Consider the following 24,919-nt stretch of genomic DNA (forward strand, 5'->3'; position numbering starts at 1 on the left):
GGGCTCGCCGCTGTGTGTAACATTCGGGTTTGCCCTTTCGGCACTTGTTCGGCCACTGCTGGATGCCAATGACCACAGATCGAATCTCCCAACACCCATCTCCCGCAGCCCCGCTGCTTCCCTTGCGCCGCCAGTTGCTGGCCGCACTCATCGCCTCTCCCTCCATTCCCGCGCTTGCTCAGTTCCGAGTGGAAGTCACCGGCGTCGGGCTGACCCAGTTGCCCATCGCCATCGCTCCATTTCGCGGTGAGGCGCAATCACCCCAAAAAATCGCAGCCATCGTCCAGGCAGACCTGGAGCGCAGCGGGCAGTTCCGCGCGATTGATGCAACGGGGGCAGCGCTGGATGAAACCGCGCGGCCAGATGTCGCGCTGTGGCGCCAGAAGAGTGCGGATTCGCTGGCCACTGGCAGCGTCACGCGATTGGCGGATGGGCGCTTTGATGTGCGCTTTCGCCTTTGGGATGTGGTCAAGGGGCAAGACCTGGGCGGGCAGAGTTTTGTCGTTACGCAGGGCGACCTGCGTCTGGTCTCGCACCGCATTGCCGACTTCATCTACGAAAAGCTCACCGGCGAGCGCGGTATCTTCTCGACGCGCATTGCCTATGTGACCAAGACCGGCCCCCGTTACAGCCTGTGGGTGGCAGATGCCGACGGCGAAAACGCCCAGTCCGCACTGTCGAGTCCCGAGCCCATCATCTCGCCCGCGTGGTCTCCGAATGGCGGCCAGCTGGCGTACGTGTCGTTCGAATCGCGCAAGCCGGTGGTGTATGTGCACGATGTGGCCACAGGTCGCAGACGCTTGATCGCGAACTTCCGTGGCTCCAACAGTGCACCAGCCTGGGCACCAGACGGCCGCACGCTGGCAGTGACATTGAGCCGCGACGGTGGTTCGCAGCTGTACACCATCGACGCGAATGGCGGCGAGCCGCGCCGACTGATGCAAAGCTCTGGCATCGATACCGAGCCCGTGTTCTCAGGCGACGGCCGCAGCATCTTCTTTGTGAGCGACCGGGGAGGTGCGCCGCAAATCTACAAGGTGGGCGCGTCAGGGGGCAATGCGGAGCGCGTGACCTTTACCGGCACCTACAACATCTCGCCCAGCGTGAGTCCCGATGGTCGCTGGCTGGCCTACATCTCCCGCGTGGGGGGGGCGTTCAAGCTGCACGTGATGGACCTGTCCACGGGCACCGTCAATGCAGTGACTGACACGACGGCCGACGAAAATCCCAGCTTTGCACCCAACAGCCGCCTCATTGTTTACGCCACCCAGCAGCAGGGCCGTGAGGCCCTCATGACCACCACGTTGGACGGCAAGATCAAGGCGCGTCTCGCCGGCCAGGCCGGCGACATCCGTGAGCCGGACTGGGGCCCGTTCCAAAAGCAATGAACTTATTTGCAATTTCAGTTATCAAGCCTTCAGGAGAAATTTGGATGATGAAACGTATTACCCTTGCCCTCACCGTTGCCGCTCTCATGGCGGGCTGCAGTTCTGGCGTGAAGCTGGACGATGTGCCTGTCGAGGACAAAAATGCGACCTCCACCATGGGTGGTGCCAACAACGGTGCCAATTCCGGCAACACGTCGCAAAGCGGTGTGGCTGGCGTGGACCTTGGCCAGTCCGGCCGTGACGGCGCAGGCCCCGTTGGCGTTGCGCGCGTCGTGTACTTCGACTACGACAGCTACGTGATCAAGCCCGAGTTCCAATCGATGATCGAAGCACACTCCCGCTTCATTAAGGCGGCTCCCAACCGCAAGGTCATGATCGAAGGTCATACCGATGACCGTGGCGGCCGCGAGTACAACCTGGCCCTGGGCCAGAAGCGTGCAGAAGCTGTGCGCCGTTCGCTGGGCTTGTTGGGCGTGCCTGACAGCCAGGTCGAGGCCGTGAGTTTCGGCAAGGAAAAGCCTGCAGCCCAAGGCACCACCGAAGACGCCCGCGCCCAGAACCGTCGCGCTGAACTGTCGTACCGTTGATGGCGCCCGCTGCACCGGTTTTTTCGCTGCGGGCGCTGGCAATGGCCGCGATGCTCGCCGCGTCGCTGTCTTCCGCCCATGCGGCGATCTTTGAAGACGGCGAGGCGCGGCGCGCCATCCTGGAGATGCGACAACGCGTGGATGGCCTGCAGTTGTCTCAGCAGCGCTCTGCCGAAGAGGTGCGCAAGCTCGGCGAAGAAAACGCTCAGCTGCGCCGCAGCCTGCTGGATTTGCAGACCCAGATCGAGACCTTGCGCGCCGAGCAGGCCAAGCTGAACGGCCAGAATGAGCAGCTTTTGCGCGATGTGGGTGAACTGCAGCGCCGCCAGAAGGACATTGCCCAAGGCGTGGACGAGCGGTTGCGGCAGTTCGAGCCCATCAAGGTCACGGTGGATGGCCGCGAGTTTCAGGCAGACCCGGCGGAAAAGCGGGACTTTGAAGCGGCCCTGGCTGTGTTTCGGTCCGGCAAGTTCCCTGACGCCAGTGCCGCTTTCGCAGCCTTCGTGCGGCAGTATCCGCGCAGCGGTTACGTGCCTTCTGCGCGTTTCTGGCTGGGCAATGCCCAGTACGCGACCCGCGAGTACAAGGAAGCCATCGGCAATTTCAAGCAGATGCTGGCCGAGGCCCCCACGCACGCACGTGCGCCCGAGGCCGCGCTGTCCATCGCCAATTGCCAGATTGAGCTCAAGGACACCCGCACCGCGCGCAAGACGCTGGAAGACCTTCTGCGAGCCTATCCGCAGTCTGAAGCGGCCGTTGCTGCCAAAGAGCGCCTCTCAAGGCTCAAATGACGGCGGTTGGTGTGGCCTTGGCCTCGCAACCTGCCGCAGACGAGGCGGCGGAGCACGCATTGGAGCGTCGCTTCGGCGGGCTTCAGCGGCTCTATGGCGTGCAGGGTGCAGCCAGAATCCGTGCCGCCCACGTTGCCGTTGTTGGTATTGGCGGTGTCGGATCCTGGGCTGCGGAGGCGCTTGCTCGCAGTGGCATCGCTCAAATCACCTTGATCGATTTGGACCATGTCGCTGAATCGAACATCAACCGCCAGATCCACGCATTGACCGACACCGTAGGGCAAGCCAAGGTTTTGGCCATGCGCGATCGCATCGCGCAAATCCACCCAGGATGCACCGTCCACTGCGTTGAGGAGTTTGTGGAGCCCGGAAATTGGCCGGATTTGTTGCAGACGCCTGTGGATGCACTGATTGATGCGTGTGACCAGATCAAGGCCAAAACGGCGTTGTCGGTGTGGGCGCGCGCCCATGGTGTGCTGCACATCACCGTGGGCGCAGCAGGCGGCAAGCGGTATGCGCACAAGGTGGATGTGGATGATCTTGCATTCACGACCCACGACCCGCTGCTGGCACAGATGCGCTACCAGCTGCGCAAGCACCACGGCGCGCCGCGTGAGGGCAAGAAGATCGGGGTCCCCTGTATTTTCAGCCGCGAGGCGGTAGCTCCGCCAGATGCCTCCTGCAACATCGATGGCGATGGATCTTTGAACTGCCATGGCTACGGATCGGTGGTTGCCGTGACTGCGACCTTCGGTCAATGCGCGGCCGGCTGGGTACTCGATAAACTTGCAACCGATTCCAAATCGGCAGGGAAAAAGACGCTATAATCCAAGGCTTTGCAGCAATCGATACGATGGTTGCAATCGGGCGGGACGTTAGCTCAGTTGGTAGAGCAGCGGACTTTTAATCCGTTGGTCACAAGTTCGAATCTTGTACGTCCTACCACCCGAATCCTTGTGGAATATGGAAAGCCTGCTATCAATACGGTAGCGGGCTTTTTTGTTTTGGGCCTAGAAATGGCTGGCAGCGAGTGTTCTGCTACCCAGAAAAGGTAGCACGCTACCCGCCGCTACCCGCTACCATCACGCCCCTATGGCCAGCATCCAGCCCCGAGGGGATAAATTCCAGCTCCGCATCAAGAACAAGGTTTTGCCCAAACCGCTGTTCTATACCTTCGACACCCTGGCAGAAGCCGAGGCATTCAAGGCCCAGGTGGACGGTCTGCTCAAGCAGGGCGTGGTGCCCCAGGTCCTGATGAATGCCGCAGAGGCGAAGCAGAAGCAGGAAAAGGCCACCCAGGATTCGCAGTTTCTTTCGGCGGTGGTGCAGGGCTATCTGAACCATGCGTCCGTGGCGCCCAATGAGGCGGAGCTTCTGGCGGTGATGCAGCGCGATGACCTGCGCGGCGTTGCGGTGGCGGATATGACGTACCAGTGGGTTGAGGGCTACGTCCGCAAGCTGAAAACGGGGAGGGGGGATGTGCGCGGGGCGTTCGGGCGCAAGGTTGGGAACCTGGCGCCGGGCTCGATCCGCAAGAGGGTGGGCGCGCTGGCCCGGGTGCTGGATTGGCATTGGCGGCGCACTGTGCCTGCCGGTGAGGCGATACCGCCGAATCCGCTGCGCCAGCTCCCCCGCGGCTACAGCGTTTACTCTGACCGCGACACGGCGGACGCCACACGGGCGGGGCTGGCGGCCAAGAAGGACATTACGCGCGAGCGAAGGCTGGCGCCAGGCGAGGAATCACTGGTCCTGCAGGCGCTTGATGGGGTGAAGCTGCCGGGCAAGCTGCGCGCCCTGGCACCTGATCCCGAAGCAAAAATGTTCCTGCGGCTGGTGCTCGATACCGGCCTGCGCATGAAAGAGGCATACACCCTGCGGGTGTCGCAGATCGACTGGGCCAGGGGCTTCATCAATGTGGAAGGGTCGAAGGGCCACCGTGGGGCCGCCAAGCCGCGCACGGTGCCCCTTAAATCCGGCATTGCCGCAGAACTGCGCGCCTGGTGCGAGGGGCGCGTGGGCCTGGTGTTCAGCTACTGGGATGGAAGCAAAGGCGACTTGAAGCGCACCACGAACCAGCTCACCTCGCGCTTCCGCAGCCTGTTTCGCCATGTTGGGCTACCCAACATGACAGAGCATGACCTTCGGCATGAAGCGTGCTGCCGCTGGTTCGAGCTGCGTGGCAAGGATGGCCGGTGGGTTTTCTCCGATGTGGAGATTTGCAAGATCATGGGGTGGAGCGACTACAGCATGGTGCTTCGGTATGCCTCGCTCCGGGGTGAGGATCTGTCTAGCCGACTGAGCGCAGTGTAGGCAGCTCAGGGACAGGATTACGCCGGCCGGGTTTGGCGCCCTTGTCCTTATTGGCGGCCACTGCCTTCGGCTTGCGCTTGGGCGACTCGCGGTGCAACTCACCGGTGATGGCCAGGGTGTTGATGGCCTTCATGAACGCCTCGCGCGGGAAACGCCATTCATGGCCCATGCGCAGGCCGGGCAACACCCGGTTGCGAGCATATTCCTCAATGGTGGAAGGCGCGCAGCCCATCATTTCGGCCGCTTCTTCGGTGGTGAAAATTTCCTTTTCCTTGGTGGTCATGGCTTCCTTCCTCGCTGGCGCTTGCGCAGCCAGGTGAAATGCGGCGGTTCTCCCGCCTGCTGATAGGTGGCCCACAGAGCAGCGCCATCCGGGCACCTCTCCCTTGATCCAGGGGCAGTGCCAGCGGCGCGGCAGGTGGGGCAGTTGGAGTGGTGGAGCTGGTATTGGCGATCCGCAACTTCCCAAGTGATAGTTACAGCGTGCATGGGCTGTGCAACTCGCGCTTTGCCTTCACATAGGCCTCGTAAGCGAGTTCTGGTGTCTTGTAGTAGCCAAGGTTTCTCGACTTGCCAGCACAGCAAATAGAGGCCCGATAGGTCCCGTTCTTTTTAACGAGCGACACGCCAAGGAGCCCTGTTGTACTTCTCTTCGACGGCCGTCGCATGTTCTGGACATTGAGTCCCGCCGGCAGGAGGCGAAGATTGGAGATTCGGTTATCCGTCCTGATTCCGTTGATGTGGTCAACCTCGGAGCCAGGGTGAAACCCGTAGTGGAAGAACCAAGCGAGCCTATGTGCATAACTTCTTTGCCCAAGGCAGCGAATCACGATGTATCCATTTCTGTGGACATATCCTGGGTCATCTTTGATTCGGCTACGTGGAGGAGCGCACCTCCAAGAAAATTTTCCGGTGGCTCCGTCGTACGAAAGGTATTCGCGAAGAAGCTCCCAAGGTGGATGCTTTGCTGCTGGCATAACTGCCTCCAGAAAAAAGAAAACCCCGCATGAGCGGGGCTGTTGATGGGGTGGGGGCTGTCAGGCAGCCGGTTCCTTGGCCTTGAATAGGCTGCTCAGAATCCGCTTGCTCTCGGCCTCGATCATCGGTTTGGCGATGGCGCGCATCTCGGTGGCATCGCGGCCAGACCACCACGCAACCATGCATTCCACGGTGTCGTAGTCTGCGGTGGTGATGTCGGTGAACGCATCCCAGTCCACGCGGCGGTCGAAGGCCGTGGCCACGAATGCGTCAGACTTCGCAAGCATGGCCTCGATGGTGCGGATGCCTCCATTCATGCCGCGCGAGCGCCGGTTTTCGAGTGCCCAGGCCATTAGGAATCGGCCTTCGGCGCTGTGCGTGTAGCTGTGCAGATCGCTGAGGGTCAGCAACTGCTCGGCAGCGTGCGTGAAGCAGCCGCCGCCGTTGCATCCCATGAATGTCATGTACGACGCACAGACGGAGGCCTCGCGCTGGCCAACGCCGGACCCCGTGCTCCAAAGGATCGTGTGCAGGCGGCCCGGGTCGGCGGCCATGTAGTCCTGCCAGAGCTTTAGGTAGATGCCCTCGCCGGGTGTGCCCGCTCGCGGTGGGCGGATGGGTGTGTGCAACAGCTCAAGCAGTTCTTCCTGATCGCCTCCCATCACGCACCTCCTTGCTTGCGGGCTGCGTCGCGGCACGCTTCGTCAGCGGTATCGCCTTGGCCCTGCGCCAGCACCTTGCGGTCCGGGTTGACCACGGGAGGCATGCACAGAGGTTTGTCGGTGATCCAGGCCATCCATCCGGTCGCGCGGTGGTAGCACAGCTCAAAGTAGGCCGACTCGTTCTGGTCAAGGATGGCGGCGTGCTCTGCAATCAGCGCTCGGATCGGGTCCGCGTCCTCCAGCACGCTGTCTGCCGAAATGGCGTCCACTATGCGTCGCGCTGCGAACCCTTCCCAGTGCTCACCCTCTGGAGGTTGTACGTCGCTACACAGGATGGCGTACACAGCCTGCACCTTGGGATCATCAAATGGCGCGACAGGCACGCTGTCTGCCGCCTGGGTGGCTTCCCCTACGATCTTTGTCAACTCTTCACGGAATTCAGAGCCGGTCAGTGTGTGCTGGTTGGATAGCAGGCGACGCAGCAGGTACAGCGTGTCGCTGCTCACTGGCCTGTTGCAGCTGGCCTCCTCTCTTGCCATCTCCCAGAAGGGTGCAAGCCAATGCCCTGTTGGCGGCGGATTGGCGCCCTGTGCTCCAAACGCCAGCGCACCGGTGATTGCCTCAGCCACTCGCGCGCGGATGCCTTGCGGGTCCGCGTCAATGGAGTAGGCTGGTGCCGTCACGCTGTCTGCCGCCTGGGCGGGTGGGGTGGTGTAGAGCTTGGTTCCGACTGGAACGCTGTCCAACCATTGCAATGATGCGTGGATGATTTTGTGAGGAAGCCATGCCGGTGACGCCTTCGGTGGGCGAATCGCCATCACTACTTCTGCAACCGCCCCACCCGCTGGTGTTGTCACGCTGTCTGCCGGCACGGGCTGCGCGGTCTGCGTCCACAGCCTGCTGCATTAGCTCCATGGCATGCCCTCGGCTGGTCTGCAGCGCGCCTGCAATGATGTCTGCAGGTTCTGGCGCTGGCTGGCTGTCTGCCTGGGGCACGGGCTGCGATGGGGCTGTCTGCCTTGCCTGTGGTCTTGACTGCCTTCACGCCGTTGGTGGGCACATCAGCAGGGCGCCAGATGTGGCCGCAGCCGTGGCACAGGTGGCTGCGGTGGGGCGGATTGTTCCATTGCGCGGCGCCTGGCTCAAATTCCACTGGCGGTTCCGAGGCGTCGATGTGCTGCATCCCGCATGCGGGGCAGTGCAGCACCATGTCGATGGCGCTGGCTGGCTGTCTGCCTGGGGCGTGGCGGCTGGTGCTGCCCGGCCCTCAGCAAGCCCGGCTTCATACTGGCGCTGCGCGTAGGTGCGGATGTGCCCCATGATCTTCACGCCATCCTCGCCCAGCGGGCCAGTCAGGTCACGCAGTGCGTTCCAGGCGAGCGACGCGGCGGTGGGCGTGGCGGCTGGTGCTGGCTGTGCCGTGGGGGACTCTGCACCATCTGCCAGCAGCACCTGCAGGCCAAGCACGCTAGCGATGTGCACCTCCAGCGTTGCGCCCTTGGACTTCGACCATCCGGGCAGCAGATAGATCGCACCGCAGGTGGCAATGCGGCTGATGTCCCAACGCAGATAGTCGGCCCATCCTGCGCCTTCGACGTGCCCGTGCTCTGCGGGGTTCTCGACATGCCAGCCCTCGGAGCGCAGGCGCGCAGCGGTGGCGTTGAACAGCGGGAAGTTGTATTCGGGCAGGCCAGTCATCGGCCCCGCCACGTAGACGCGGCGCTCACGGTCGGTGCGCAGGTGCACGATGCGCTGCACGGCTTCGGCTGGGGCGCTGTCTGCCTGGGGCGTGGGGGAGGGCTGGGGATGCTGGCCGATGCGCATACAGAGGGATAGGGTATTTCGCGCGATGCTTCGGGAATTGCTTCCAGTCGCTGTGGCTCCATGTGTGGCCCTTCTCGTTCATCCAAAAGACAGGCTCAACCTCACCCACCGCTGCCGCAGCCGATGGGGCGGGCTGTGCCATGTTCGATCCCGGCCCGTTTTTCGACACGTCACCTGCAACGTGTTCGATTTCTGCTGGATTTTGAACATGAGTGGTCGGCTGCTGTGCCCGCAGTGCGGCCAGCCGCTCGGCCTCGAACTGGCGGCCAGCGTTGAACTGCTGGTTGCCGTAGCCGATGATCTGGTCGGGGCTGTGATACTTCACTTTCCAGCCAGTCCACGGCGCCGTTTCTGCGGTGTCTGGCTCTGGTAGCTTTACGCGGTCCGCAGCCGATGGGGCGGCCTGCTGTGCCTCTACCAGGGCGGCAAGCCATGCATTCTCGTAGTGGAGGCGGCGGAGTTCGGCGGCGGCTTCCAATTCGGAGCACACCATGTTTTCTCCCCAGCGCTGCGCCAATTCATCAGCCAGTCGCAGCGCTTCTGGCGCCGATTGTTGGTTTGTCATGAGGGGTCTTTCTGCACATTGATCGCATACACCTGCACGGGATCGGGGCCAAAGTGCGGATGCGTGATGGTTTTGATCGTGTAGCCACGCCATGGGCGGATGAGGCGGCGGGAGTGGTCATCGCGCGCCGGGTAGCCCAGCGTCAGCACGATGCGGTCGTACAAGCCGAAGTGGGCCGCGAGCCGCTTTTGCCAGTACGGCGTGCACAGGCGGTATTCCTCGGTCTTGCTGCCGTCTCGGATGGCCTCGAAATACTCGCGCTTGAGCGGAAGCACAAGGTCAGCCATCACTCCCCCTTCCCGCTATCCGCAGGTGAGGTGGGGATGGGGCTGACTGGCATCCAGACTGTGTACGGCGGCGTGTAGCTAACTCCATGGCCGCCGATGACTTCCACATGCTCGGCGCGCTCATGCCACTGCTGCCAACAGCCATCTTCCAGCAGGTCGAAATCGTGGCGCTCCGGGTGTTCGGTGTCTTCATGATCCAGCCATCCGACTACCACCATCTGGCCCTCTGGCGCCGTGGCAATGTCCTGCCACCCTCCCACCATTCCCTCTGGGGGAGAGGGTTGGATATAGAGGATGCGCGTTTCCCAATCTTCTGCGGAAGTGATTTCCGGGCTTTGCAGGTACTCAAAGCGCTCGCGCGAAGAGTCTTGCCAGAACCCGTTTCGATAGCGCGCTTGGTACACCGGACCACTCCCCGCACTTGCCACGCCATCCCGCAGCCCCTGCGCATCTACTCCTGCCCATGCCTTCGCCCCGCGCTCTGTCAGTGCTGACAGGTCGGGCATGGCCTGCGGCTGGCCCATCAGCGGGCCATTCACACCGCCTGCGCCGATTGATTCAAGCTGGGCTTCCAGTTCTGCGATGCGAGTGTGTTGGACGCATAGCTCGGTGGCGGCTGCATCCATCAACTGGTCTTGCTCGGTGCAATAGCCGCCCGGCTCGTCTTCACTGGCTTGTGGGTATGTCTGCACTGCGGCGTGCAAAGCATCGGCAAGCCTCAGCGCCTCGGGTTGTGTGTTGTCTGTCATGTCTGTTGCTCCAATGCCCAGTCGATCGGTGGGTTCGCGGGGTTCGGTCATGCCCGCATCCCCAGCGCGCGCCGCACATCAGCAGTGCCCATGCCGTTCGCGCTGTGCAGCAGGTTGTCCAGCTCCAGCGAGCCAGCAGCCAGGCTGAACGTGTGCAGCTTGGGCATAAGCCTGTCGATGGCCTGCAGCCCTGCAATCACAGCGCCGCGCTGGCGGTCCAACTCTGCGGGCGTCTCTGCAATGTCGGCCAGGGCGTTTGCAGTGCCAGCCAGGATGCGGGCCTCCGGTGTTTCGCCCAATCCGTGCAGCCCGGCAGCGTGGCAGACGATATACACCAGCCGCCCGGCCATGTTGGCAACGCGGGCCGCGTCGGCGCCCATGTACGCCTGCAGTCCGGTGTCGGTGCGCAGGCTCTGAATGTCAGCCTCGATACGGCCTCGGTCACCGGGTTGATGACTTCGTGCCGGTTGCGGTCGAAGGCGCCTTGATGGGCGCGCTTGCGGGCGTAGGTGCTGGTCTTTCTCACTTCCGCCCCCTGTACTGCAGCTCCTTGCCCTCGTACCGCCCGCGCATGGTGCTGTTCAGATGGGGGATGGTCTGGTGGTCGGACAAGTCGATTCGTTCCTTTGCGCGCTGGGCCTCCCACTTGGTCTGTGGGACTGGGTTGGCCAGGGAGAACCCGGCGGGTTTTTGTGGCTTGGTCATGGTCAATGTCCGCAGGGGAGGGCGCCGCCCACTGGCGTGCCGTCCTCGTTGATGGGGTGGCGGGCGCCGCAGCCCAGGCAGGTGCGCGGCTCTGGTTTCTGGGCCTTTTCAGGCTCTTGCGCTTGTTGTGTCATGTTTGTTTGCTATCGAATTGATTGCGGAATGCGGCCACAGCCCGGCGCTGGATGGCCTGCACAACCACCTGCGCCTCTGGAGAGCGGAACCACTGGCGAACCTTGTTCAGACTCTTGATGGTTTCGGCCTCGATTGCTTCGCGGCCGGGTTTTCCTGCGGGCCAAGTGGCAAAGGCAACGGAGGCCTCCAGCGCGCGGCAACGCCATTCACGGCGCTTGCGCATCACGCGCAGGGTCTTGGGGTTCAGGCGTGGTTTTTGCGGGGGGGGGTGAGCGGTCATGGTGCTGCCTCCCCGCCCAGAGCCTTGATCAGGTCCGGGATCAGCTTCGCCAGCTCGCCCGTGGCAATCGCCACATCGGTATCGAACCCGCCTTCGTCCGATTTCTGGCCCTCGAAAACGGTGTCAAGGAACTGCAGCTTGCGCACCTGCAGGCCCTCGGTGAGCACGAACGAAACCCGGTCATCCCAGGTCATCGCCAGCTTGGTGGGCAGCTTGCCCGCGTCGATGTGGGCCTGAACCTCGGCAATGTCCAGCGGGTGGCGGCCGTACTTCACGACAGCCTTTTCCTCGCTGGCGCTCTTGAGCTCGCACTCGCGGTCCACGGTGAAGCCCTGGGGCGGCTCCTGTTCCTTGAGCCAGTGCGCCATGGCGGCCTGCGGGCTGGTCTGGGTGTCCAGCAGCGACACGGACAGGCCGTGCAGGGCCTCGACCAGCAGCGTGACCACCTCATCCGCGCGGCCCTGGCTGCCGGTGTCCAGCACCAGCAGGTGGGCTGCTGGGTCGATCCATACCCACATGCTGGCCTGCTTGGTGAAGGCCATGGGCAGCAGGTCCAGCTTGGCCTCGTCTTTCAGCTCCTTGCTTTCCTTTCTGCCGGGCTTGCGGCCGGTTTCCTTTTCGATGCGGTCGGCCTTCTCCTTGACCTTGCGCGCCAGCACGCTGGCGGGGATGGCCTTGGTTTCGGTCATCAGGCGGGCGATCCACTGGCCGCCGATGCTCTCGACCAGGGCGCCGTGGGCCTCGCCGCGCGGTGGAACCCAGCCGATGGATTTCTCTTGGGTGGCGCCGCATTCCATGAATGGTGCCTTGGCTAGGGCTTCCTCTGCGGCCTGCAGGTCTGGTGCCCAGCCTTGGGCGATGCGGTACACGATCAGGTTCTTGAACATGGGGACTCCATGAAAAAGCCCGCACTGGGCGGGCTTGGGGGTTGGGTTGCTGGGTGGGTCAGCTGATCGCCAGCCGCGTGCCGTGCACCAGCCGTGCGCCTGGCACTTCTCTGCCTTCCTTGATGGCGTCGGCAATCGCTTTCTTATCTGGTGCTGCTGGTGGCGCCTCGGGCACACGCATGTACTCGGCAGGCAGTAGCCCCGGCTCGTACACATCCACGCTGGGCGGTTTGGCCTGGATTGCCAGCCGGAAATGCGGGCATTCGATCTTCTGCACTTCTGCGGTTTCCATGCAGCCCTGCACGTACTCCAGCAGGTGTCTTGCGCGGTTCTCGATTGCTTTCCTTCGCTTTGCCATCTGCTCTTCGGCATCCTTGATCGCGGCGGCTGTGGCTTGCAGATCGCGGGCGAAAAACACCACGTTCTGCGCTTTCACTTCCAGTTCACCGCTCATGGCATCAAGGGTGTCGGTCACTACCTCGGGCGGCAGATCAAGGTCGGCCAGGCGGTGGGCGTCTTCACGGTAGGCCGCGGCTATCTCGTAGAGGCTAGTCATTTCTTCCCCATGAAAGAAGAAGGCCAGCGACTGCGGCAGTGCTGGCCTTGGGTTGTGGTTTCTGTGCTTCGCGTTTGGCAAGATACTTTGCATGCGCCCTTGCCCTGGCTGCTACGCCTTTGGGTGACCGGGCGTATGCGGCGTAATCCTTGACTGGCATATCACCAAGGGATGTCGTCATTCATGTCGTCAAAGCCAGACGATGCAGGATGCCCGGCAGGTGGCCCGCCAGCGCCATCGGCACTGCGAGGCGCTGTGGGCCGTGCGCCCTTCAATGGGCGATGGCGCAAACCTTCCACCATTTTTGCAAGCGCGACAGGCTGCGTTTTCTTATCGAGGATTTCGCTTGCGGTCAGCTCGGTTCCGGGCTGAAAAACGTTCTTCAAAACCATGCGTGTGCCGATGCTTCCATCCTGCTTTTCGTAGTCCTCGGTTTCCAGCAGCACGCCAATCGGCTTGTGCAGATCGGGGAACACGGTTCCGTCTTCGATCACTTCCTTCTTGGTGTCGTAGTCGTAGCGCGTTACCTTGCCAGGCGCTGGCTTGATGCCTCGCAGTTGCATACAGGTCATGATGGCCATCAGCGTGTCATAGCCCTGGTAGCGGTCGCCGTTTGCCCCAGTGGTGTAGATGGCCAGATTGGCTTTCTGGCCGGTGTTGGCCTTGAAGATGAAGGAAACGCCGCGCCCGCCTTTCTTGGTCACGATGTCCTGGGCTTGTGTGAATTCGCCAACATACTTGCCGATCTCTTTGATGGTTGCGCCTGCGGTGTCTGCGTGGCGTGCTGCTTGGGTGTCAAGTTGATACATGGTCGTTACTTTCGTGGTTGGAAAATCAGGCGGTTTCGGTGATGCCATAGAACTCGCAGATCGCGGCATCTACGGCGGCTAAGTCATTTGGGATGTGCTGGTCTGCAAACATGTCGATGGGCGACTTGCAGCAGTCCTGACCGTTCGTCTGCGTGGCAAACAGGTATTGGCCGTTGATGATCTCGGTGCGCAGGACGATGGTGAAATAGCCTTCTGGCACCAGCGTCTGATCAACCATCTTGCCGACGGTCTTCATGCGGACCTGTCCAAAGTCGTCAGTCTGCGTGTGCGCCAGGATGTAGACCCGGCGATGCTCTGGCCGCGCTCCCGCCGCTTGGAACACGTTGAATGCGTGCTTTCCAATGTCCGTGAACTTCTCATAGCCTTTCTCGCTGCTGCGGGTCATGAGTTCGTCCACCATCACGGCTTGGTAGTCGTCCACCACGATCACATCATGAGGTGCGGTGCGTAGGATCTTCTCGATCACCATTGGGTCGCTGGTCTGGATCACGTTACCCTCACCCTTGAGCGTGACGCGCGTTACCCAGCCCTTAGTGCGGAAAGGCAGGGGCTTCTTGATGCACTGGATCAGCAGCGTCCGCGCTGGGTCCAAGTTGCGCAGGCTGGTACTCTTGCCGCTGCCGCTGTTGCCCAAAATCAGTGTGGCGATGCTCATTTGATGTTCCTCGGTGTGATTGGTCGTACTCGATCTGCGCGCAGGCCACGGCCTCATCGCAAGACTCTTGAAGCATTGGGTGCATTACCTGCTCCTTGTCAAAAACCAAGCCGCCCGAAGCGCAACCCATCGAGAGTTGCCCAGGCGGTACTGGCGGTATCGTTCGCGGAGTTCTGCGAGGAACCTCATGGCGCCTCTCCCTTCCCCGCCTGCGCAATCGCATCGGCAAGATCGGCATGCACTGCAATCGCGTCGTCAATGTCTGATGTGCAGCCGGACAGCACCAGCCCTGCAATCACAGCGGGAACGATCAACCAGCCGCGACGGCAGAAGGCCCAAAGCAGGCGCTTGTAAAGCGGTGTGCGGTACACCTCGATTGCTATGGCCTGCTGGGCTGCTGTCTTGCCAAAGCCGGGGCAGGTGCGGGCAAATGTGCGGGTGTTGTCGTCAAGGTATGAGGGGGCGCGTGTCATGCTGCCTCCAGATCAATCAACCCCGAACCCTTGAGCTGCATCCCTCGCAGCAGAGCCTGTCCAGGCCGCAGAGGGAGGCCTTGTGTGCGCGCTACTTGAGCGGTTGCACTTGATGGCCCGTACTGCCCAACAATCGTGCGGCGGGCAACATCGATCACATACGTGTCGTCGTCATTGATCTCGCTGCGCGTCATCTTTTGAGGCACTGCCGGGTTGGTTGCAAAGATGCGCTGGAAGGTGTCGTGTACGTTTTGCATTGCGCCTCCTGGGCGGAAAAAAGCCCGCTGGGTGCGGGCTGGGTGAATTCAGAACGGGATTCCGTCGTCTGGCTGGTATCGCTGCCAGTGGGGCCGCGTCAGCGGGTCGTCGTGCTGCGGGTGCTGGTCCCACAGCTCGCGCCAGCGCCGGACTAGGGCAGGCTCACCGTGGTACATGAACCCGTAGCCGTCATAGACACGGGCCTCGCGGTGCGCGCGGCGGTAGAGGGCGCGCGTCCAGCGGAACTTGCGGGCCATGTCAGGCTTCTACGACGTGCTCAATCGCCAGCAGGCTCTGTATCTGGCCTTCGATGCGGGTGGCTTCTGCCTGTGCGGTGGCAAGAACCTGCTCCTTCTGCTGGCGCAGCGTGGCCACAGCTTTCGTGGTGATTTCCTTCTGCGGCAGCAGCTCGATCTCAATGCGGGCCATGCCGACCAGGATGTAGCCATCTTTTGCCCAATGAGCGCGCAGTGCACCTTCCTTGGTCAGGTTGTCTTTGCTCACGATGCTGAACTCATCGGCAGCGGTCTTCTCCGGGTTGGCTGGGTCGAAGCGCGTGTATTTGCTGACCAGCGCGACGGCATCACCGGTGATTTTTGTCATTGCAGGCTCCAAAGAAAAAGCCCACGCGGTGGTGGGCTGGTGGGGAAGAAAAAAGCCCCGACAGGCGGGGCGAACCCCTGCGCAAGGCAGGAGGGGAGGGAATAAAAGCCCTGCCGAAGCAGGGAAGGGCACAGGATGGCGTCCTATGCCGGAGCTACTGGTGGGCTACTTGCCAGGGGGAATTCACGCACCGGTTCAAAGTTTGTGAAGTGGCTTTTGCCCGTAAACCGCAGCGCACTCAACGAATGCGCTGCGGTTTTGCCCCTGTCGTCAAGGGCTTGCCGGATTGACCGCTCCGGTTGGCGTAGCGCTGCTTTTGGTTTCTTTTCTTGGCGGTACAGATCCCGCCTCACCCCCGTACTCAGCCCCAGGGTTTGGACTTCGCAGTGCAGTGGCAGCCGGTCGTTTCCTTCCTTCGCCCTATCTCGTTCGCGTTCCAACGGCGACACAGCAGCCGCCACATCACCAGATGGGATCACCTGGACAGCTCGAACCTTGCCGAGTTCTGCCAGCTGGGCATCAGTCACCTACGGCAACGGTGTATTTGCGGCTGTTGCCTATGGTGGCAGCACTGCTGCCACGATCTACCAAGCCTCCTACGACATCGGGACGCTGTTCTGGGTGCCGAACGTCACAGCCCCACAGGGTATGACTTACTACATCAAAGCGACTGCGTGAAGCATGTGCGCAATCTGGACTCAGGAGTAGCGAATGGACTTCAAACAGCAGGCCACCGACCAGGCCGTACAGCACACCACCACCTTTGTGGGCTCCAAGCTGGCTACAGGCATGACCTACGGTGGCGGGGCCACGGCGTTCATCGGTGGGCTGACGCTCAACGAGTTCGCCATCGTGTTCGGTATGGTGATCGGCCTGCTGGGCTTTGTGCTGCAGGTGTACCAGACGGTGCACAAGCGCCGGGTGTACGTGGCCGAGCGCAAGCTGATCGAGGAACGTGCCGAGCGCGAGCGCCAGGAGCACGCGGCCAAGATGGGGATGTATCAATGACGTTCACCCTGCCGCGCGCACCGCAGAAGCCGGTTGCCCTGCTGCGCAAGGGAGCGATCCCGACCGTGCTGCTGGCCGCACTGACCAGCCCGCTGGCTTTCTCGACGCTGGAGCGGGTGGAGGGCAACGTTCTGCAGGTGTACCGCGACAACCTGGCCGGTGGCCTGCCGACCTACTGCGCGGGCCGCACTGACTGGGCTGCCCCGGTGGGCGCCAAGCTGACCGACGACCAGTGCCGCGAGGTGAACAAGACCACGCTGCTGGAGTACGGCTATGCGGTGCTGGGCTGCGTGAACTGGGACTACCTCACGGCGAGCCGCCTTGTCGGTCTGACGATCTTCGCAATCAATGTGGGCAAGGACGGGGCGTGCAACAGCGCCGCCGTGCGCCAGATCAACGCGGGCAACGTGCTGGCCGGCTGCGACCTGATTGCGCGGCGCCCGGATGGAACGCCGAACTGGAGCTATGCGGACGGCCAGTACGTGCAGGGCCTGCAGAACCGCCGCCAGGCCGAACGCAAGCTGTGCCGGGAGGAGGCGTCGTGATCTACACCCATGTCGCAGCAGCCCTGCTCGCTGCACTTGCTGCTTGGTTCTTTCAGGACGCCCGCATGGACGCCGCCGTGGCCGAGGTCCGGCTGGAGCAGACGAACGAGCGCCTGGATGCTGTGAGCCAGGCCCGCGCCGACGAGCGCGCCATCAACAAGACGTACCAGGAGGCCATCAATGCTGCCCGAACCCGTGAAGCGCTTTTGCGCACTGAGCTTGACAGCCTGCGCGCTGCTTCTGACAGCCTGCGCGCACAACTGTCCGACGCGGCCCGCCGAATCGCTGACGCTCCCCCCGCCACCGTCGCTGAGTACGCCGTTACCGTCAGTGAACTACTCGCTGACTGCAGCCGAGAGCGAGCGTATTACGCAGGACAAGCTACGGGCCACGCGCTTGATGTCCGGGCGCACCGCGAAGCCTGGCCAGTGACAGGGAGCGCCACCCATGGCCGTCATCAAGATTGAGAACTTCGGCGGCGAGATGCCGTCCGTGTCTGCGCGGGCTCTGCCGGATGCTGCCGCGCAGGAGAACAGCAACCTGTTCGCGGGCACCGCTGAGTTCCGACCGCTCAAGAGCGATGTATCAGTGGGTACGTCGGTGGCGGCTACCAAGTCGCTGTTTCGCATCGACCCATCACAACCCTGGATCACCAGCACGCAGGCACGCAGCTATGTGCGTGGGCAGATCAACGGGGACGTGAACAAGCGCACCTACTACAGCATCGACAGCGGAACCGCGCAGCCTCCGCGCGCCATGGACATCACGGGTGCTGACCGCCAGCTGGGCGTGCCATTACCGGCCAAGCCCGTGGTGACGGTGACGGCGGTGGACGAAGTGACCTGGGAAGAAGCGGACACGTTCTGCTACGGAGAGGGTGCGCGCTCGATCCGCGCGGCCATCGCGGCGCACCGGATGCCTTCTGGGGCAAGCCAGCATTTTCAGGGGACGACGATTCTGGCGGGGCCATACGGTAACTATGGCCTGCTGTTCCCGTCGAATGCCGCCGTGCCGGCAGCGCTGCAGGCGCAACCTTGGTGTCTGGTGGCGGAGATCACGACGGCGCGGGCGACTGAGCTGGGGCTGGAGCCTTCGCCGCTAGGCGCGGTGGAGAGCGCAGGCAAGCTGTATATCCCGCTGCCCTGCATGGCCTACAAGTTCCAGCTCAATACCGCCACGGTGTCGCCTGCGCTGGCAGCGCTTCTGGGGCCGGATGGAACGACCCCGCTGCTGAACACCAACATGATCGAGACGATCACCAACGCGGCGGACGTGATCTTGTCGGTGGCCGACTATGCGCAGAGCGAGCGCAACGAGCTGGACGCCCTGGCGCGCGAGTTCGCGCAGGTGCTGGCCAGTGCCTCTACTGTACCCCCGGGCGGCACGGCGCCGGGAAGCCGCCCGACAGCTCCGACCAAGCCCACGGTGGGCCAGTATTCACTGGAGGGCTATGGTGCAGAAGGTGGAAACTATGTGCGCCATCCCGACTGGGTGGTCTATGACGCGGCGCTGGCAGCCTATGAACTAGCCATGCAGACCTACAGCGAGGCGGTCGTGGCGCAGGAAGCTGTCAAGGCGGGTGTGTCTGAGCGCCTGATTTCGATGCAGCAGCGAGGTGCATCCTTGATCCGGGCCATCGAGGCCAAGGGCCTGGACCGCTGGGAGCGGATCAGCCGGGAGAACTCCGAAATCCAGAGTCTGGTCACGACCATGGGCGGTGTGACGGCCCTGGTGCCATACGCCGTGCGCCGGGAGGTGGAAACCCGCTTTTACGTGGTGACGTTTGTGAGCGACTGGGGCGAGGAATCGGCGCCGTCTCCGGTGAGCGACTTGGTGGAGCTGGACCAGAACGACACGCTGGCACTGGGCCTGCCCGCCGTGGGCGCCGGGGGGAGTTACGCCAGCCGTGCCATCACCCACTGGCGCATCTACCGCAGCAATGTGGGGAGTGCTTCGGCCGCGTTTCAGTTCGAGGTAGAGCTACCCATTGCCACAACCTCCTATACCGGCAACGTGGCCGCCTCCGCGCTGGGAGAGGTGTTGCCCACTACCACCTGGCTGGAGCCGCCCGCTGACCTGCGCGGGTTGGTGGGGATGCCCAACGGGATCATGGCCGGGTTCACCGGCAACACGGTGGCGTTCTGCGAGCCCTACGTGCCGTATGCCTGGCCGGTGGAGTACCAGGTGACGACGGAGCACCCGATTGTCGGCATGGGTGTGTTCGGGCAGACGCTGTTCGTGGGGACCACTGGGAATCCGTATTTCATCAGCGGTGCAGATTCGGCCTCGATGTCGGCTGTGAAGATGGAGAGCAACCAGAGCTGCGCGTCGGCCCGCTCGATTGCTGCAGTGCAGGGCGGCGTGTTGTACGCATCGCCTGACGGTCTGTGCGTGGCCGACCCCACGGGCGTGAAGGTGGTGAGCCAGGGGCTGTTCACCCGCGAGGACTGGCAGGCGCTGACCCCCAGCTCAATGTTCGCCATGGAGCATGAGGGTGTGTACTACCTGTTCTACAACAACGGGACCAAGGGGTGCCTGGCCTTCGACCTGGCAACCAAGAAGCTGGGCCGTGTGGCCCTGCAGGCAGATGCCTCGTACACCGAGCTGGTGAGCGACACGCTGTTTGTCGCCAGTGGGACCAGCATTCTGGCGGTGTTCGGTGGAGAGACGCGGCGCACGGCGCGCTGGAAGTCCAAACGCATGACGATGCCCGCCCAGGCTTCCATGGCCTGGCTCAAGGTGTACGGGGACCAGACCCCGGCTGCCCCGGTGACGCTGCGCCTGTATGGCGACGGCACCCTGGTGCACACCGCCACAGTGACCAACATCAACCCACAACGTCTGCCCTCCGGCCGCTGGTTGGAGTTTGAGGTGGACGTGGAATCTCAGTCTCGCGTGACCCGCGTGGTTGTCGCGGGCAGCACCCAGGAGCTACAGGCCGTATGAGCGACAAAGCAAAACTTCCCGCCCTACCCCGGGTGAATCCCGCCGACCCTGCATTGGCCCGGTGGGTGGCGGCGGTGACTGAGCGGCTGGAGGTGCGTGAGGGATCGCGCGGTGATGCGGCCGAGCGCGTTCTGACGGTGCGCGACCTGGCAGGGGTGGATATTGCCAAGCTGGGCCGGGTACTGTCGGCCCGACCGACGTTTGGCTCGGGTGGCCTGGAAATCGACCTGGGTGGCGGCGTGACGGCTTCGGTGTCGGCCCAGCAGTTTGCCGCGGCGATCCAGCAGTCCAGCCTGTTCAAAGCGCTGTCCCAGCAGATTGATGACCCCACCCGCTTCAACAACCTGGCCCAGGAGGTTCGCGCAGCCCTGGCGCGCAGTGTGCTGGATGAAGCGACGCAACGCGGTGCCGACATCCGCCGCGTGGAGACTGTGGTGCAGGACCAGGCGCGGTCCCTGGCCATGGTGAGCGAAACACTCACGGCAGCGGTGGAAACGGCGCAGGCCGGCGTGCGCGAGGTGCAGGTGGCCAGCGTGACAGCCGACGAGGCGCGCGCAGAGCAGATCACCCAGCTGGAGGCGCGGCTGACGGTGGATGTGGCTTCGACCGATTTGCTGCCCAATCTGCCGGCGTCCCCGTATGCCACCCTGGCGGCGCTGGTGTCAGCGGTTCCAGTGGGCGACCCGCGCAAGTTTTACCGGGTGACGAACCCCGATGCAGATGCCGACCCGCTGACCAACGACGCAGAGCTGCTGTACCGCTGGAATGGCTCGACCTATGTGAACGCCGGAACGGGCAACAGCGCCAAGATCGAGGAGCGCATGAGCGCCGTGGCCAGTCGCGCGGACGGACTGGAGGCCCAGTACACCCTCAAGCTCAACGCGGGCGGGGCGGTGGCCGGGATTGGCCTGGCGGCGACCAGCAGTGCGGCGGGTGTGGGCTCGTCGGCACTGATTCTGCAGGCCGACAAGATCGCCTTTGTGGGCGCGAGCGAAACGGTGGGCACAGGCCCCGGGGAGATCGACCCGGCAAGCCCCGGTGCGGCACGCATTCCCTTCGGCGTGGACACTGTGACGGGCACGGTGTATATCAACGGCTCGCTCAAGGTGGGAGGCGCTACCGGGCCCACGCTCGATGAAATCACATCCGAGGCGGGCATCTACCTGTCGTACAGCAGCCAGATTTTCAAGTACGACGCAGCGGGCAGCCCCGTCAACACGACGGTGACGCTGACGGCCAACGTGACAGGATCGCTGACCGGCACCCTGGAGTGGGCGGCGCTGTCGGGGTATTCAGGCTCCATGCCTGCCGATGTGACGGTGACGGCTGCCGGGGCGGTGGGCACGGCCACCATCAATGTGGCCGACATGACGGGCGATACCGCTGCGTTCAGCATCACGCTGACGGATGGGGGCACAACGTACACCGACTTTGTGACGCTGGTGAAGCTGCGCGACGGTGCCGATGCGTACACGGCTCGGCTGACGAACGATTCTGCGGGCGTGGCCTGCAACAGCTCTGGCGCCCCTGTGTCGGGCGGGTTTGGCGCGGCCACGGGCACCATGGAGGTGTATCGAGGGGCGACCAAGCTGACCAGCGGGGTGACGTACTCCATTGCGGCCAACGGCCAGGGGGTGACGGCCAGCATCAACAGCAGCACGGGCGCATACAGCGCCACGGCCAAAGGCTCCTGGCCCGATGCGACCAAGGTGGCGGTCATCACGCTGCAGGCGGCGGTGACGGGCGGGCCGACCCTGACCAAGGACTTTGTGCTGACCAAGGCGCTGCAGGGGGTGAGCGGGTTCTATGCCGACTATGTATTCATCCGGGCTGCATCGGCACCATCGGCGCCCAGCACGGCCAGCGAACCCACGGCACAGGGGTGGAGCGACGCACCACCTTCGGGGTCGAACCCGCTGTACATGAGCACGGCGCTGCGGGATGTGCTGACCAATGCGGTGAGCGGGTCATGGTCCACTCCGGTTCGGCTGGACGGCGCGGCCGGGGCCACCGGGGCAGCGGGACAGTATCTGGAGGCCCAGTACGCCAAGAACACCAGCGCCACCACGGCACCAACGACCGGCTACACCACGGCGCCACCCAGCCTGGGCTCGGGGGAATACCTGTGGATGCAGACGCGCGTGGTGGTGCCACCCGCTGCGGCACCTGCCTGGGGTACGGCGGTGCGAATCTCTGGTGAGCAGGGGGATACCGGTGCGGCTGGGCAGAATGTGGCCCAGGTGTTCGCCTACCGGCGCTCGGCCACGGCCCTGACCACGGCGCACAAGCCGGGGGGTACGTCGGACGGAAGCGGCGGGGCATCCAGCTACACGTTCTCGACCAAAACGCTGACACTGCCCACCGGCACAGGATGGGCGAGCACGCCACCGACTGGCACGGACCCACTGTATGTCACGGTGGCCACGGCCGCGAGTGCGACGGACACAGACAGCATCCCGGTTGCGGAGTGGTCCACCCCAGTGAAGCTGGCCGACAACGGCGCCAATGGGGCCAACGGGCTGAACACGGCCACGGTGTACCTCTACATGCGCACGGCCGGCGCAACGGCGCCGACGATCACCAACCCCGGTGCGGATGCCACCTGGACGTTTTCGACCAAGGCGCTGACGGGGACGCTGCCCACCTCTGGGGCTGGCACCTGGTCCACCACGATCCCGGCCAGCGGTGGGCAGTACCTGTGGGCGACCATGGCCACGGCCGCCAGCGTGACGGACACGGACGCCATCGCCTACACGGAGTGGGCGGCCGCGCGCCTGCTGTCCTACAACGGGTCGGACGGCACGAACGGGACCAATGGCACCAACGGGGCAGACGGAGCCAGCGCCAAGACGGCCATCCTGACTGCCGACAGCCTAGTGTTCAAGGCCAACAGCGCCAATGCGGTGCAGACGCCTGACGCAATCCGACTGGATGTGCTCAAGCAGAACACCACTGCCAACGTCACCTGGGCCACATCGCCTACGGTCACGCTTTACACGGCGGCCTCTGGTGGGAGCGTTGTCACGCAGAACTCTGCCGTGGCCACCAGCACGGCCTACTTGCGCAAGGCGGACTTCGGGGCGAACACCAAGGTAACGGTGACGACGGTGTGTGATGGCATCACGGATGCCGTGACCCTGGTGCGCACGGTCGATGGGGTGGATGCCCCGGTGGTGGCGATGAGCAACCCGTCGCATGCCTTGCCCAGCGACTCGGCCGGCACGGTGAGCAGCTACGCGGGATCAGGCACCACGCTGCAGGTGTTCGTGTCCGGCGTGGCCTGCACCATCACGGGCGTGACGCGAACAGCAACCGGTATCACTGCGGGTGGGGTGTCTGGTACGGGGACCACCACGGCGACCATTGCTGCGCACAGCGCCGCCACGGCCGACACGGCGCGCGTGGAGTACGCCATTGCCTACACCCGCCCCGATGGAACAGGGGCGACGGCCTATGACGCCCAGGCGATCTACAAGCAGAAAGCGGGCGCCACAGGTGGCGCAGGGAGTACCGGCGTGCGTGGAAACATCGTGACCAAGATTACCGGGGCCTGGAGCGCCACGACGGCGGCAGCGCAGATCGCCAGCATTGCCAGCGCAGCCGGTGCGGTGCCAACGACTCCCATCAAGGGGGACATCGTGAGCTACACGGGCGGCGCCAAGGAGTGCAGTGTGGCCGGGAACCCTGGCACCTGGGTGGATGTGACAGCCTACATCGACGGCTCCCTGGTGGTGACGGGCACGATTGCCGGGGCGCAGCTGGCGGCAGATGCCATCAACGGCAAGACGATCAGTGTGGAGAACACCGGGCACATCCGGGGCGGGCAGACGGACTACAACGCGGGCAAGGGCTTCTTCCTGGGCTACTCGGGCGGGCAACATAAGGTGAGCTTTGGCAAGCCAGCGCTGCCAACGAGTGGCGCTGCTGCATCCACCGACGCGATCACGCTGGCCAACCATGGCTATGTGGTGGGCGACTACACGATTTTCAGCAGCAACGGTGGGGCAACAGGCATCAATCCAAACGAACCCTATGTGGTGTGGGGTGTGCCCAATTCGTCCACGTTTTACGTTGGCTCCTACAACACCGACTTCTACAGCGGCGGGACCGGTGGAATCGTGGCCACCAACATCACGGTCAACGGGACGCCGGTCATCGCACCCACTGGGCTGCTCTGGGATGGCAATTCCTTCCTTTTCAACGGTGAGGTGCGCATTGGTCAGGGCCTGCTGACGACGGGGCCAGGTAGCAGCGCCCGCTGGGTGCTGGATCGCGGCGAGCTGCGCGGCATGACTGCCAATAACAAGCAGCTGATGACGTTGGGCATGACCACGGATGCACCGTACCTGCGCATGCGATCGGACAACGCGAGCGGTATCCCGCTGCAGGTGATGCGCAGTGTGGGCGGGGCTGTCCCTGTGGCCTGGGTGAAGGGTGCACAAGCGGGCGTGCCGGTGATGTCTGTGGTCAACGACAGCGGGACCGCCTTGGAGCTGACCGGCAACAGCGCCACCGAGGCCACCCTGGAGGTGACGAACTCGAATGCTTCCGGCGTGGCAGTGGAGGCCAATGGGCGCGTGGAGGCCAGCAAGACGATCCGTGCAACCGGGGTGTCGGCACCGACTTCCGGATCGGGTGTCGAAATGGCCTACAGCGCAGGGATCGGGTATCTGGTGTCGTACAACCGGGCTGGATCAGGCACCCCGCTACCGCTGCACATCCTGAGCAGCATGACGGTGCTGGGTGGGGTGACCGCAGTCCCTGCCACTGCCACTTCGGCCGGAACCCAGGGGCAGATTGCCTGGGATGCGAACTACGCCTACTTCTGCACGGCGGCCAATACCTGGAAGCGGGTGGCGCTGGCGGGGTGGTAAGGGCGCAGCAGTGCATTGAGGCG

General features: G+C 63.5%; 30 protein-coding genes and 1 tRNA gene. 11 read left to right on the top strand and 20 right to left on the bottom strand.

Annotated elements, in window-relative coordinates; genetic code table 11:
* The first annotated feature begins 68 nt into the window (after positions 1 to 68).
* The 6 genes from tolB (at position 69) to C380_RS10700 (ending at position 5,076) form a co-directional block, all read left to right on the top strand.
* Positions 69 to 1,388 (top strand): Tol-Pal system beta propeller repeat protein TolB, encoded by a 1,320-nt coding sequence (tolB, locus tag C380_RS10675; protein ID WP_015013863.1) that lies wholly within the window; start codon positions 69 to 71, stop codon positions 1,386 to 1,388.
* A 44-nt stretch (positions 1,389 to 1,432) separates the two neighbouring features.
* Positions 1,433 to 1,975, top strand: a complete 543-nt coding sequence (pal, locus tag C380_RS10680; RefSeq protein WP_015013864.1) for a peptidoglycan-associated lipoprotein Pal — start codon at positions 1,433 to 1,435, stop codon at positions 1,973 to 1,975.
* Positions 1,975 to 2,766, top strand: a complete 792-nt coding sequence (gene ybgF, locus C380_RS10685; RefSeq protein WP_015013865.1) for a tol-pal system protein YbgF — start codon at positions 1,975 to 1,977, stop codon at positions 2,764 to 2,766. The genes pal and ybgF overlap by 1 nt, the downstream gene beginning before the upstream one ends.
* On the top strand, positions 2,763 to 3,593 hold the full coding sequence (locus C380_RS10690) for a ThiF family adenylyltransferase (protein WP_015013866.1): 831 nt from the start codon (positions 2,763 to 2,765) through the stop codon (positions 3,591 to 3,593). The genes ybgF and C380_RS10690 overlap by 4 nt, the downstream gene beginning before the upstream one ends.
* A 42-nt stretch (positions 3,594 to 3,635) precedes the next feature.
* A tRNA-Lys gene (locus C380_RS10695) sits at positions 3,636 to 3,711 on the top strand.
* 147 nt (positions 3,712 to 3,858) lie between these two features.
* Positions 3,859 to 5,076, top strand: coding sequence for a site-specific integrase (locus C380_RS10700; protein ID WP_015013867.1), 1,218 nt, complete (start codon positions 3,859 to 3,861; stop codon positions 5,074 to 5,076).
* Here the strand turns inward: C380_RS10700 and C380_RS10705 are convergent.
* The 20 genes from C380_RS10705 to C380_RS10790 form a co-directional block, all read right to left on the bottom strand.
* A complete protein-coding gene (locus C380_RS10705; protein ID WP_015013868.1) occupies positions 5,054 to 5,359 on the bottom strand; it encodes a helix-turn-helix domain-containing protein in 306 nt (101 codons plus the stop codon). The two genes, C380_RS10700 and C380_RS10705, sit on opposite strands and share 23 nt — an antisense overlap.
* A gap of 193 nt (positions 5,360 to 5,552) precedes the next feature.
* Positions 5,553 to 6,053, bottom strand: a complete 501-nt coding sequence (locus C380_RS25865) for an HNH endonuclease signature motif containing protein (protein ID WP_015013869.1) — start codon at positions 6,051 to 6,053, stop codon at positions 5,553 to 5,555.
* 60 nt (positions 6,054 to 6,113) lie between these two features.
* A complete protein-coding gene (locus C380_RS10715; protein WP_015013870.1) occupies positions 6,114 to 6,716 on the bottom strand; it encodes a hypothetical protein in 603 nt (200 codons plus the stop codon).
* Entirely contained in the window at positions 6,716 to 7,462 is a 747-nt protein-coding gene (locus tag C380_RS24030; RefSeq protein WP_148279944.1) for a hypothetical protein, read from the bottom strand. The genes C380_RS10715 and C380_RS24030 overlap by 1 nt, the downstream gene beginning before the upstream one ends.
* Positions 7,463 to 7,757: 295 nt before the next feature.
* The gene (locus C380_RS25560) at positions 7,758 to 8,540 is read right to left on the bottom strand and encodes a DUF4406 domain-containing protein (protein WP_015013872.1); all 783 of its coding nucleotides are present in this window, start codon (positions 8,538 to 8,540) and stop codon (positions 7,758 to 7,760) included.
* On the bottom strand, positions 8,440 to 9,105 hold the full coding sequence (locus tag C380_RS24965; protein ID WP_148279945.1) for a hypothetical protein: 666 nt from the start codon (positions 9,103 to 9,105) through the stop codon (positions 8,440 to 8,442). The genes C380_RS25560 and C380_RS24965 overlap by 101 nt, the downstream gene beginning before the upstream one ends.
* Positions 9,102 to 9,392, bottom strand: a complete 291-nt coding sequence (locus C380_RS10730; RefSeq protein WP_015013873.1) for an RNA-binding protein — start codon at positions 9,390 to 9,392, stop codon at positions 9,102 to 9,104. The genes C380_RS24965 and C380_RS10730 overlap by 4 nt, the downstream gene beginning before the upstream one ends.
* The gene (locus tag C380_RS10735) at positions 9,392 to 10,192 is read right to left on the bottom strand and encodes a hypothetical protein (protein ID WP_148279946.1); all 801 of its coding nucleotides are present in this window, start codon (positions 10,190 to 10,192) and stop codon (positions 9,392 to 9,394) included. The genes C380_RS10730 and C380_RS10735 overlap by 1 nt, the downstream gene beginning before the upstream one ends.
* Entirely contained in the window at positions 10,189 to 10,521 is a 333-nt protein-coding gene (locus tag C380_RS10740; protein ID WP_015013875.1) for a hypothetical protein, read from the bottom strand. Before C380_RS10740 ends, C380_RS10735 begins: the two co-directional genes overlap by 4 nt.
* Positions 10,522 to 10,663: 142 nt before the next feature.
* A complete protein-coding gene (locus C380_RS10745; protein ID WP_015013876.1) occupies positions 10,664 to 10,846 on the bottom strand; it encodes a hypothetical protein in 183 nt (60 codons plus the stop codon).
* Positions 10,847 to 10,848: 2 nt separating this feature from the next.
* Positions 10,849 to 10,980, bottom strand: a complete 132-nt coding sequence (locus C380_RS25695) for a hypothetical protein (protein WP_255342844.1) — start codon at positions 10,978 to 10,980, stop codon at positions 10,849 to 10,851.
* Positions 10,977 to 11,261, bottom strand: a complete 285-nt coding sequence (locus C380_RS10750; RefSeq protein ID WP_015013877.1) for a hypothetical protein — start codon at positions 11,259 to 11,261, stop codon at positions 10,977 to 10,979. Before C380_RS10750 ends, C380_RS25695 begins: the two co-directional genes overlap by 4 nt.
* Positions 11,258 to 12,148 carry a recombination-associated protein RdgC gene (locus tag C380_RS10755; RefSeq protein WP_015013878.1) on the bottom strand — a complete coding sequence of 297 codons (891 nt, stop codon included), beginning with the start codon at positions 12,146 to 12,148 and terminating at the stop codon, positions 11,258 to 11,260. Before C380_RS10755 ends, C380_RS10750 begins: the two co-directional genes overlap by 4 nt.
* Before the next feature lie 58 nt (positions 12,149 to 12,206).
* Complete coding sequence (locus tag C380_RS10760; protein WP_238544094.1) at positions 12,207 to 12,797, bottom strand: siphovirus Gp157 family protein; 591 nt, start codon at positions 12,795 to 12,797, stop codon at positions 12,207 to 12,209.
* A 68-nt stretch (positions 12,798 to 12,865) separates the two neighbouring features.
* Positions 12,866 to 13,561, bottom strand: a complete 696-nt coding sequence (locus tag C380_RS10765; RefSeq protein ID WP_148279947.1) for a hypothetical protein — start codon at positions 13,559 to 13,561, stop codon at positions 12,866 to 12,868.
* Positions 13,539 to 14,189: a hypothetical protein gene (locus tag C380_RS10770; RefSeq protein ID WP_015013881.1), complete on the bottom strand. Its 651-nt coding sequence runs from the start codon at positions 14,187 to 14,189 to the stop codon at positions 13,539 to 13,541. The genes C380_RS10765 and C380_RS10770 overlap by 23 nt, the downstream gene beginning before the upstream one ends.
* 185 nt (positions 14,190 to 14,374) lie before the next feature.
* Positions 14,375 to 14,662: a hypothetical protein gene (locus C380_RS10775; RefSeq protein ID WP_015013882.1), complete on the bottom strand. Its 288-nt coding sequence runs from the start codon at positions 14,660 to 14,662 to the stop codon at positions 14,375 to 14,377.
* A complete protein-coding gene (locus tag C380_RS10780; RefSeq protein WP_015013883.1) occupies positions 14,659 to 14,919 on the bottom strand; it encodes a hypothetical protein in 261 nt (86 codons plus the stop codon). The genes C380_RS10775 and C380_RS10780 overlap by 4 nt, the downstream gene beginning before the upstream one ends.
* 48 nt (positions 14,920 to 14,967) lie before the next feature.
* Positions 14,968 to 15,177, bottom strand: coding sequence for a hypothetical protein (locus tag C380_RS10785; protein ID WP_015013465.1), 210 nt, complete (start codon positions 15,175 to 15,177; stop codon positions 14,968 to 14,970).
* 1 nt (position 15,178) lies between these two features.
* Positions 15,179 to 15,523, bottom strand: coding sequence for a hypothetical protein (locus C380_RS10790; protein ID WP_015013466.1), 345 nt, complete (start codon positions 15,521 to 15,523; stop codon positions 15,179 to 15,181).
* Positions 15,524 to 16,234: 711 nt separating this feature from the next.
* Between C380_RS10790 and C380_RS10795 the strand changes: the two genes are divergently transcribed.
* Genes C380_RS10795 through C380_RS10815 form a run of 5 tightly spaced genes read left to right on the top strand, consistent with a single transcriptional unit; the run spans position 16,235 to position 24,896 of the window.
* Positions 16,235 to 16,531, top strand: coding sequence for an HP1 family phage holin (locus tag C380_RS10795; RefSeq protein WP_015013884.1), 297 nt, complete (start codon positions 16,235 to 16,237; stop codon positions 16,529 to 16,531).
* Positions 16,528 to 17,076 carry a lysozyme gene (locus C380_RS10800; RefSeq protein ID WP_015013885.1) on the top strand — a complete coding sequence of 183 codons (549 nt, stop codon included), beginning with the start codon at positions 16,528 to 16,530 and terminating at the stop codon, positions 17,074 to 17,076. Before C380_RS10795 ends, C380_RS10800 begins: the two co-directional genes overlap by 4 nt.
* Positions 17,073 to 17,543, top strand: a complete 471-nt coding sequence (locus C380_RS10805; protein WP_015013886.1) for a hypothetical protein — start codon at positions 17,073 to 17,075, stop codon at positions 17,541 to 17,543. Before C380_RS10800 ends, C380_RS10805 begins: the two co-directional genes overlap by 4 nt.
* Positions 17,524 to 20,022, top strand: coding sequence for a hypothetical protein (locus C380_RS10810; protein ID WP_015013887.1), 2,499 nt, complete (start codon positions 17,524 to 17,526; stop codon positions 20,020 to 20,022). Before C380_RS10805 ends, C380_RS10810 begins: the two co-directional genes overlap by 20 nt.
* Positions 20,019 to 24,896 (top strand): DUF1983 domain-containing protein, encoded by a 4,878-nt coding sequence (locus tag C380_RS10815; protein ID WP_015013888.1) that lies wholly within the window; start codon positions 20,019 to 20,021, stop codon positions 24,894 to 24,896. Before C380_RS10810 ends, C380_RS10815 begins: the two co-directional genes overlap by 4 nt.
* Positions 24,897 to 24,919 lie beyond the last annotated feature (23 nt).

The sequence above is a fragment of the Acidovorax sp. KKS102 genome (assembly GCF_000302535.1).
Lineage (GTDB): Bacteria > Pseudomonadota > Gammaproteobacteria > Burkholderiales > Burkholderiaceae_C > Acidovorax.

What these genes read in the sequence shown, in the direction of transcription:
- tolB (WP_015013863.1), top strand. Translation starts at nt 69, where the DNA reads ATGACCACAGATCGAATCTCCCAACACCCATCTCCCGCAGCCCCGCTG.
- pal (WP_015013864.1), top strand. Translation starts at nt 1,433, where the DNA reads ATGATGAAACGTATTACCCTTGCCCTCACCGTTGCCGCTCTCATGGCG.
- ybgF (WP_015013865.1), top strand. Translation starts at nt 1,975, where the DNA reads ATGGCGCCCGCTGCACCGGTTTTTTCGCTGCGGGCGCTGGCAATGGCC.
- C380_RS10690 (WP_015013866.1), top strand. Translation starts at nt 2,763, where the DNA reads ATGACGGCGGTTGGTGTGGCCTTGGCCTCGCAACCTGCCGCAGACGAG.
- C380_RS10700 (WP_015013867.1), top strand. Translation starts at nt 3,859, where the DNA reads ATGGCCAGCATCCAGCCCCGAGGGGATAAATTCCAGCTCCGCATCAAG.
- C380_RS10705 (WP_015013868.1), bottom strand. Translation starts at nt 5,359, where the DNA reads ATGACCACCAAGGAAAAGGAAATTTTCACCACCGAAGAAGCGGCCGAA.
- C380_RS25865 (WP_015013869.1), bottom strand. Translation starts at nt 6,053, where the DNA reads ATGCCAGCAGCAAAGCATCCACCTTGGGAGCTTCTTCGCGAATACCTT.
- C380_RS10715 (WP_015013870.1), bottom strand. Translation starts at nt 6,716, where the DNA reads ATGGGAGGCGATCAGGAAGAACTGCTTGAGCTGTTGCACACACCCATC.
- C380_RS25560 (WP_015013872.1), bottom strand. Translation starts at nt 8,540, where the DNA reads ATGCGCATCGGCCAGCATCCCCAGCCCTCCCCCACGCCCCAGGCAGAC.
- C380_RS24965 (WP_148279945.1), bottom strand. Translation starts at nt 9,105, where the DNA reads ATGACAAACCAACAATCGGCGCCAGAAGCGCTGCGACTGGCTGATGAA.
- C380_RS10730 (WP_015013873.1), bottom strand. Translation starts at nt 9,392, where the DNA reads ATGGCTGACCTTGTGCTTCCGCTCAAGCGCGAGTATTTCGAGGCCATC.
- C380_RS10735 (WP_148279946.1), bottom strand. Translation starts at nt 10,192, where the DNA reads ATGACCGAACCCCGCGAACCCACCGATCGACTGGGCATTGGAGCAACA.
- C380_RS10740 (WP_015013875.1), bottom strand. Translation starts at nt 10,521, where the DNA reads ATGGGCGCCGACGCGGCCCGCGTTGCCAACATGGCCGGGCGGCTGGTG.
- C380_RS10745 (WP_015013876.1), bottom strand. Translation starts at nt 10,846, where the DNA reads ATGACCAAGCCACAAAAACCCGCCGGGTTCTCCCTGGCCAACCCAGTC.
- C380_RS25695 (WP_255342844.1), bottom strand. Translation starts at nt 10,980, where the DNA reads ATGACACAACAAGCGCAAGAGCCTGAAAAGGCCCAGAAACCAGAGCCG.
- C380_RS10750 (WP_015013877.1), bottom strand. Translation starts at nt 11,261, where the DNA reads ATGACCGCTCACCCCCCCCCGCAAAAACCACGCCTGAACCCCAAGACC.
- C380_RS10755 (WP_015013878.1), bottom strand. Translation starts at nt 12,148, where the DNA reads ATGTTCAAGAACCTGATCGTGTACCGCATCGCCCAAGGCTGGGCACCA.
- C380_RS10760 (WP_238544094.1), bottom strand. Translation starts at nt 12,797, where the DNA reads ATGCAAAGTATCTTGCCAAACGCGAAGCACAGAAACCACAACCCAAGG.
- C380_RS10765 (WP_148279947.1), bottom strand. Translation starts at nt 13,561, where the DNA reads ATGGCATCACCGAAACCGCCTGATTTTCCAACCACGAAAGTAACGACC.
- C380_RS10770 (WP_015013881.1), bottom strand. Translation starts at nt 14,189, where the DNA reads ATGAGCATCGCCACACTGATTTTGGGCAACAGCGGCAGCGGCAAGAGT.
- C380_RS10775 (WP_015013882.1), bottom strand. Translation starts at nt 14,662, where the DNA reads ATGACACGCGCCCCCTCATACCTTGACGACAACACCCGCACATTTGCC.
- C380_RS10780 (WP_015013883.1), bottom strand. Translation starts at nt 14,919, where the DNA reads ATGCAAAACGTACACGACACCTTCCAGCGCATCTTTGCAACCAACCCG.
- C380_RS10785 (WP_015013465.1), bottom strand. Translation starts at nt 15,177, where the DNA reads ATGGCCCGCAAGTTCCGCTGGACGCGCGCCCTCTACCGCCGCGCGCAC.
- C380_RS10790 (WP_015013466.1), bottom strand. Translation starts at nt 15,523, where the DNA reads ATGACAAAAATCACCGGTGATGCCGTCGCGCTGGTCAGCAAATACACG.
- C380_RS10795 (WP_015013884.1), top strand. Translation starts at nt 16,235, where the DNA reads ATGGACTTCAAACAGCAGGCCACCGACCAGGCCGTACAGCACACCACC.
- C380_RS10800 (WP_015013885.1), top strand. Translation starts at nt 16,528, where the DNA reads ATGACGTTCACCCTGCCGCGCGCACCGCAGAAGCCGGTTGCCCTGCTG.
- C380_RS10810 (WP_015013887.1), top strand. Translation starts at nt 17,524, where the DNA reads ATGGCCGTCATCAAGATTGAGAACTTCGGCGGCGAGATGCCGTCCGTG.
- C380_RS10815 (WP_015013888.1), top strand. Translation starts at nt 20,019, where the DNA reads ATGAGCGACAAAGCAAAACTTCCCGCCCTACCCCGGGTGAATCCCGCC.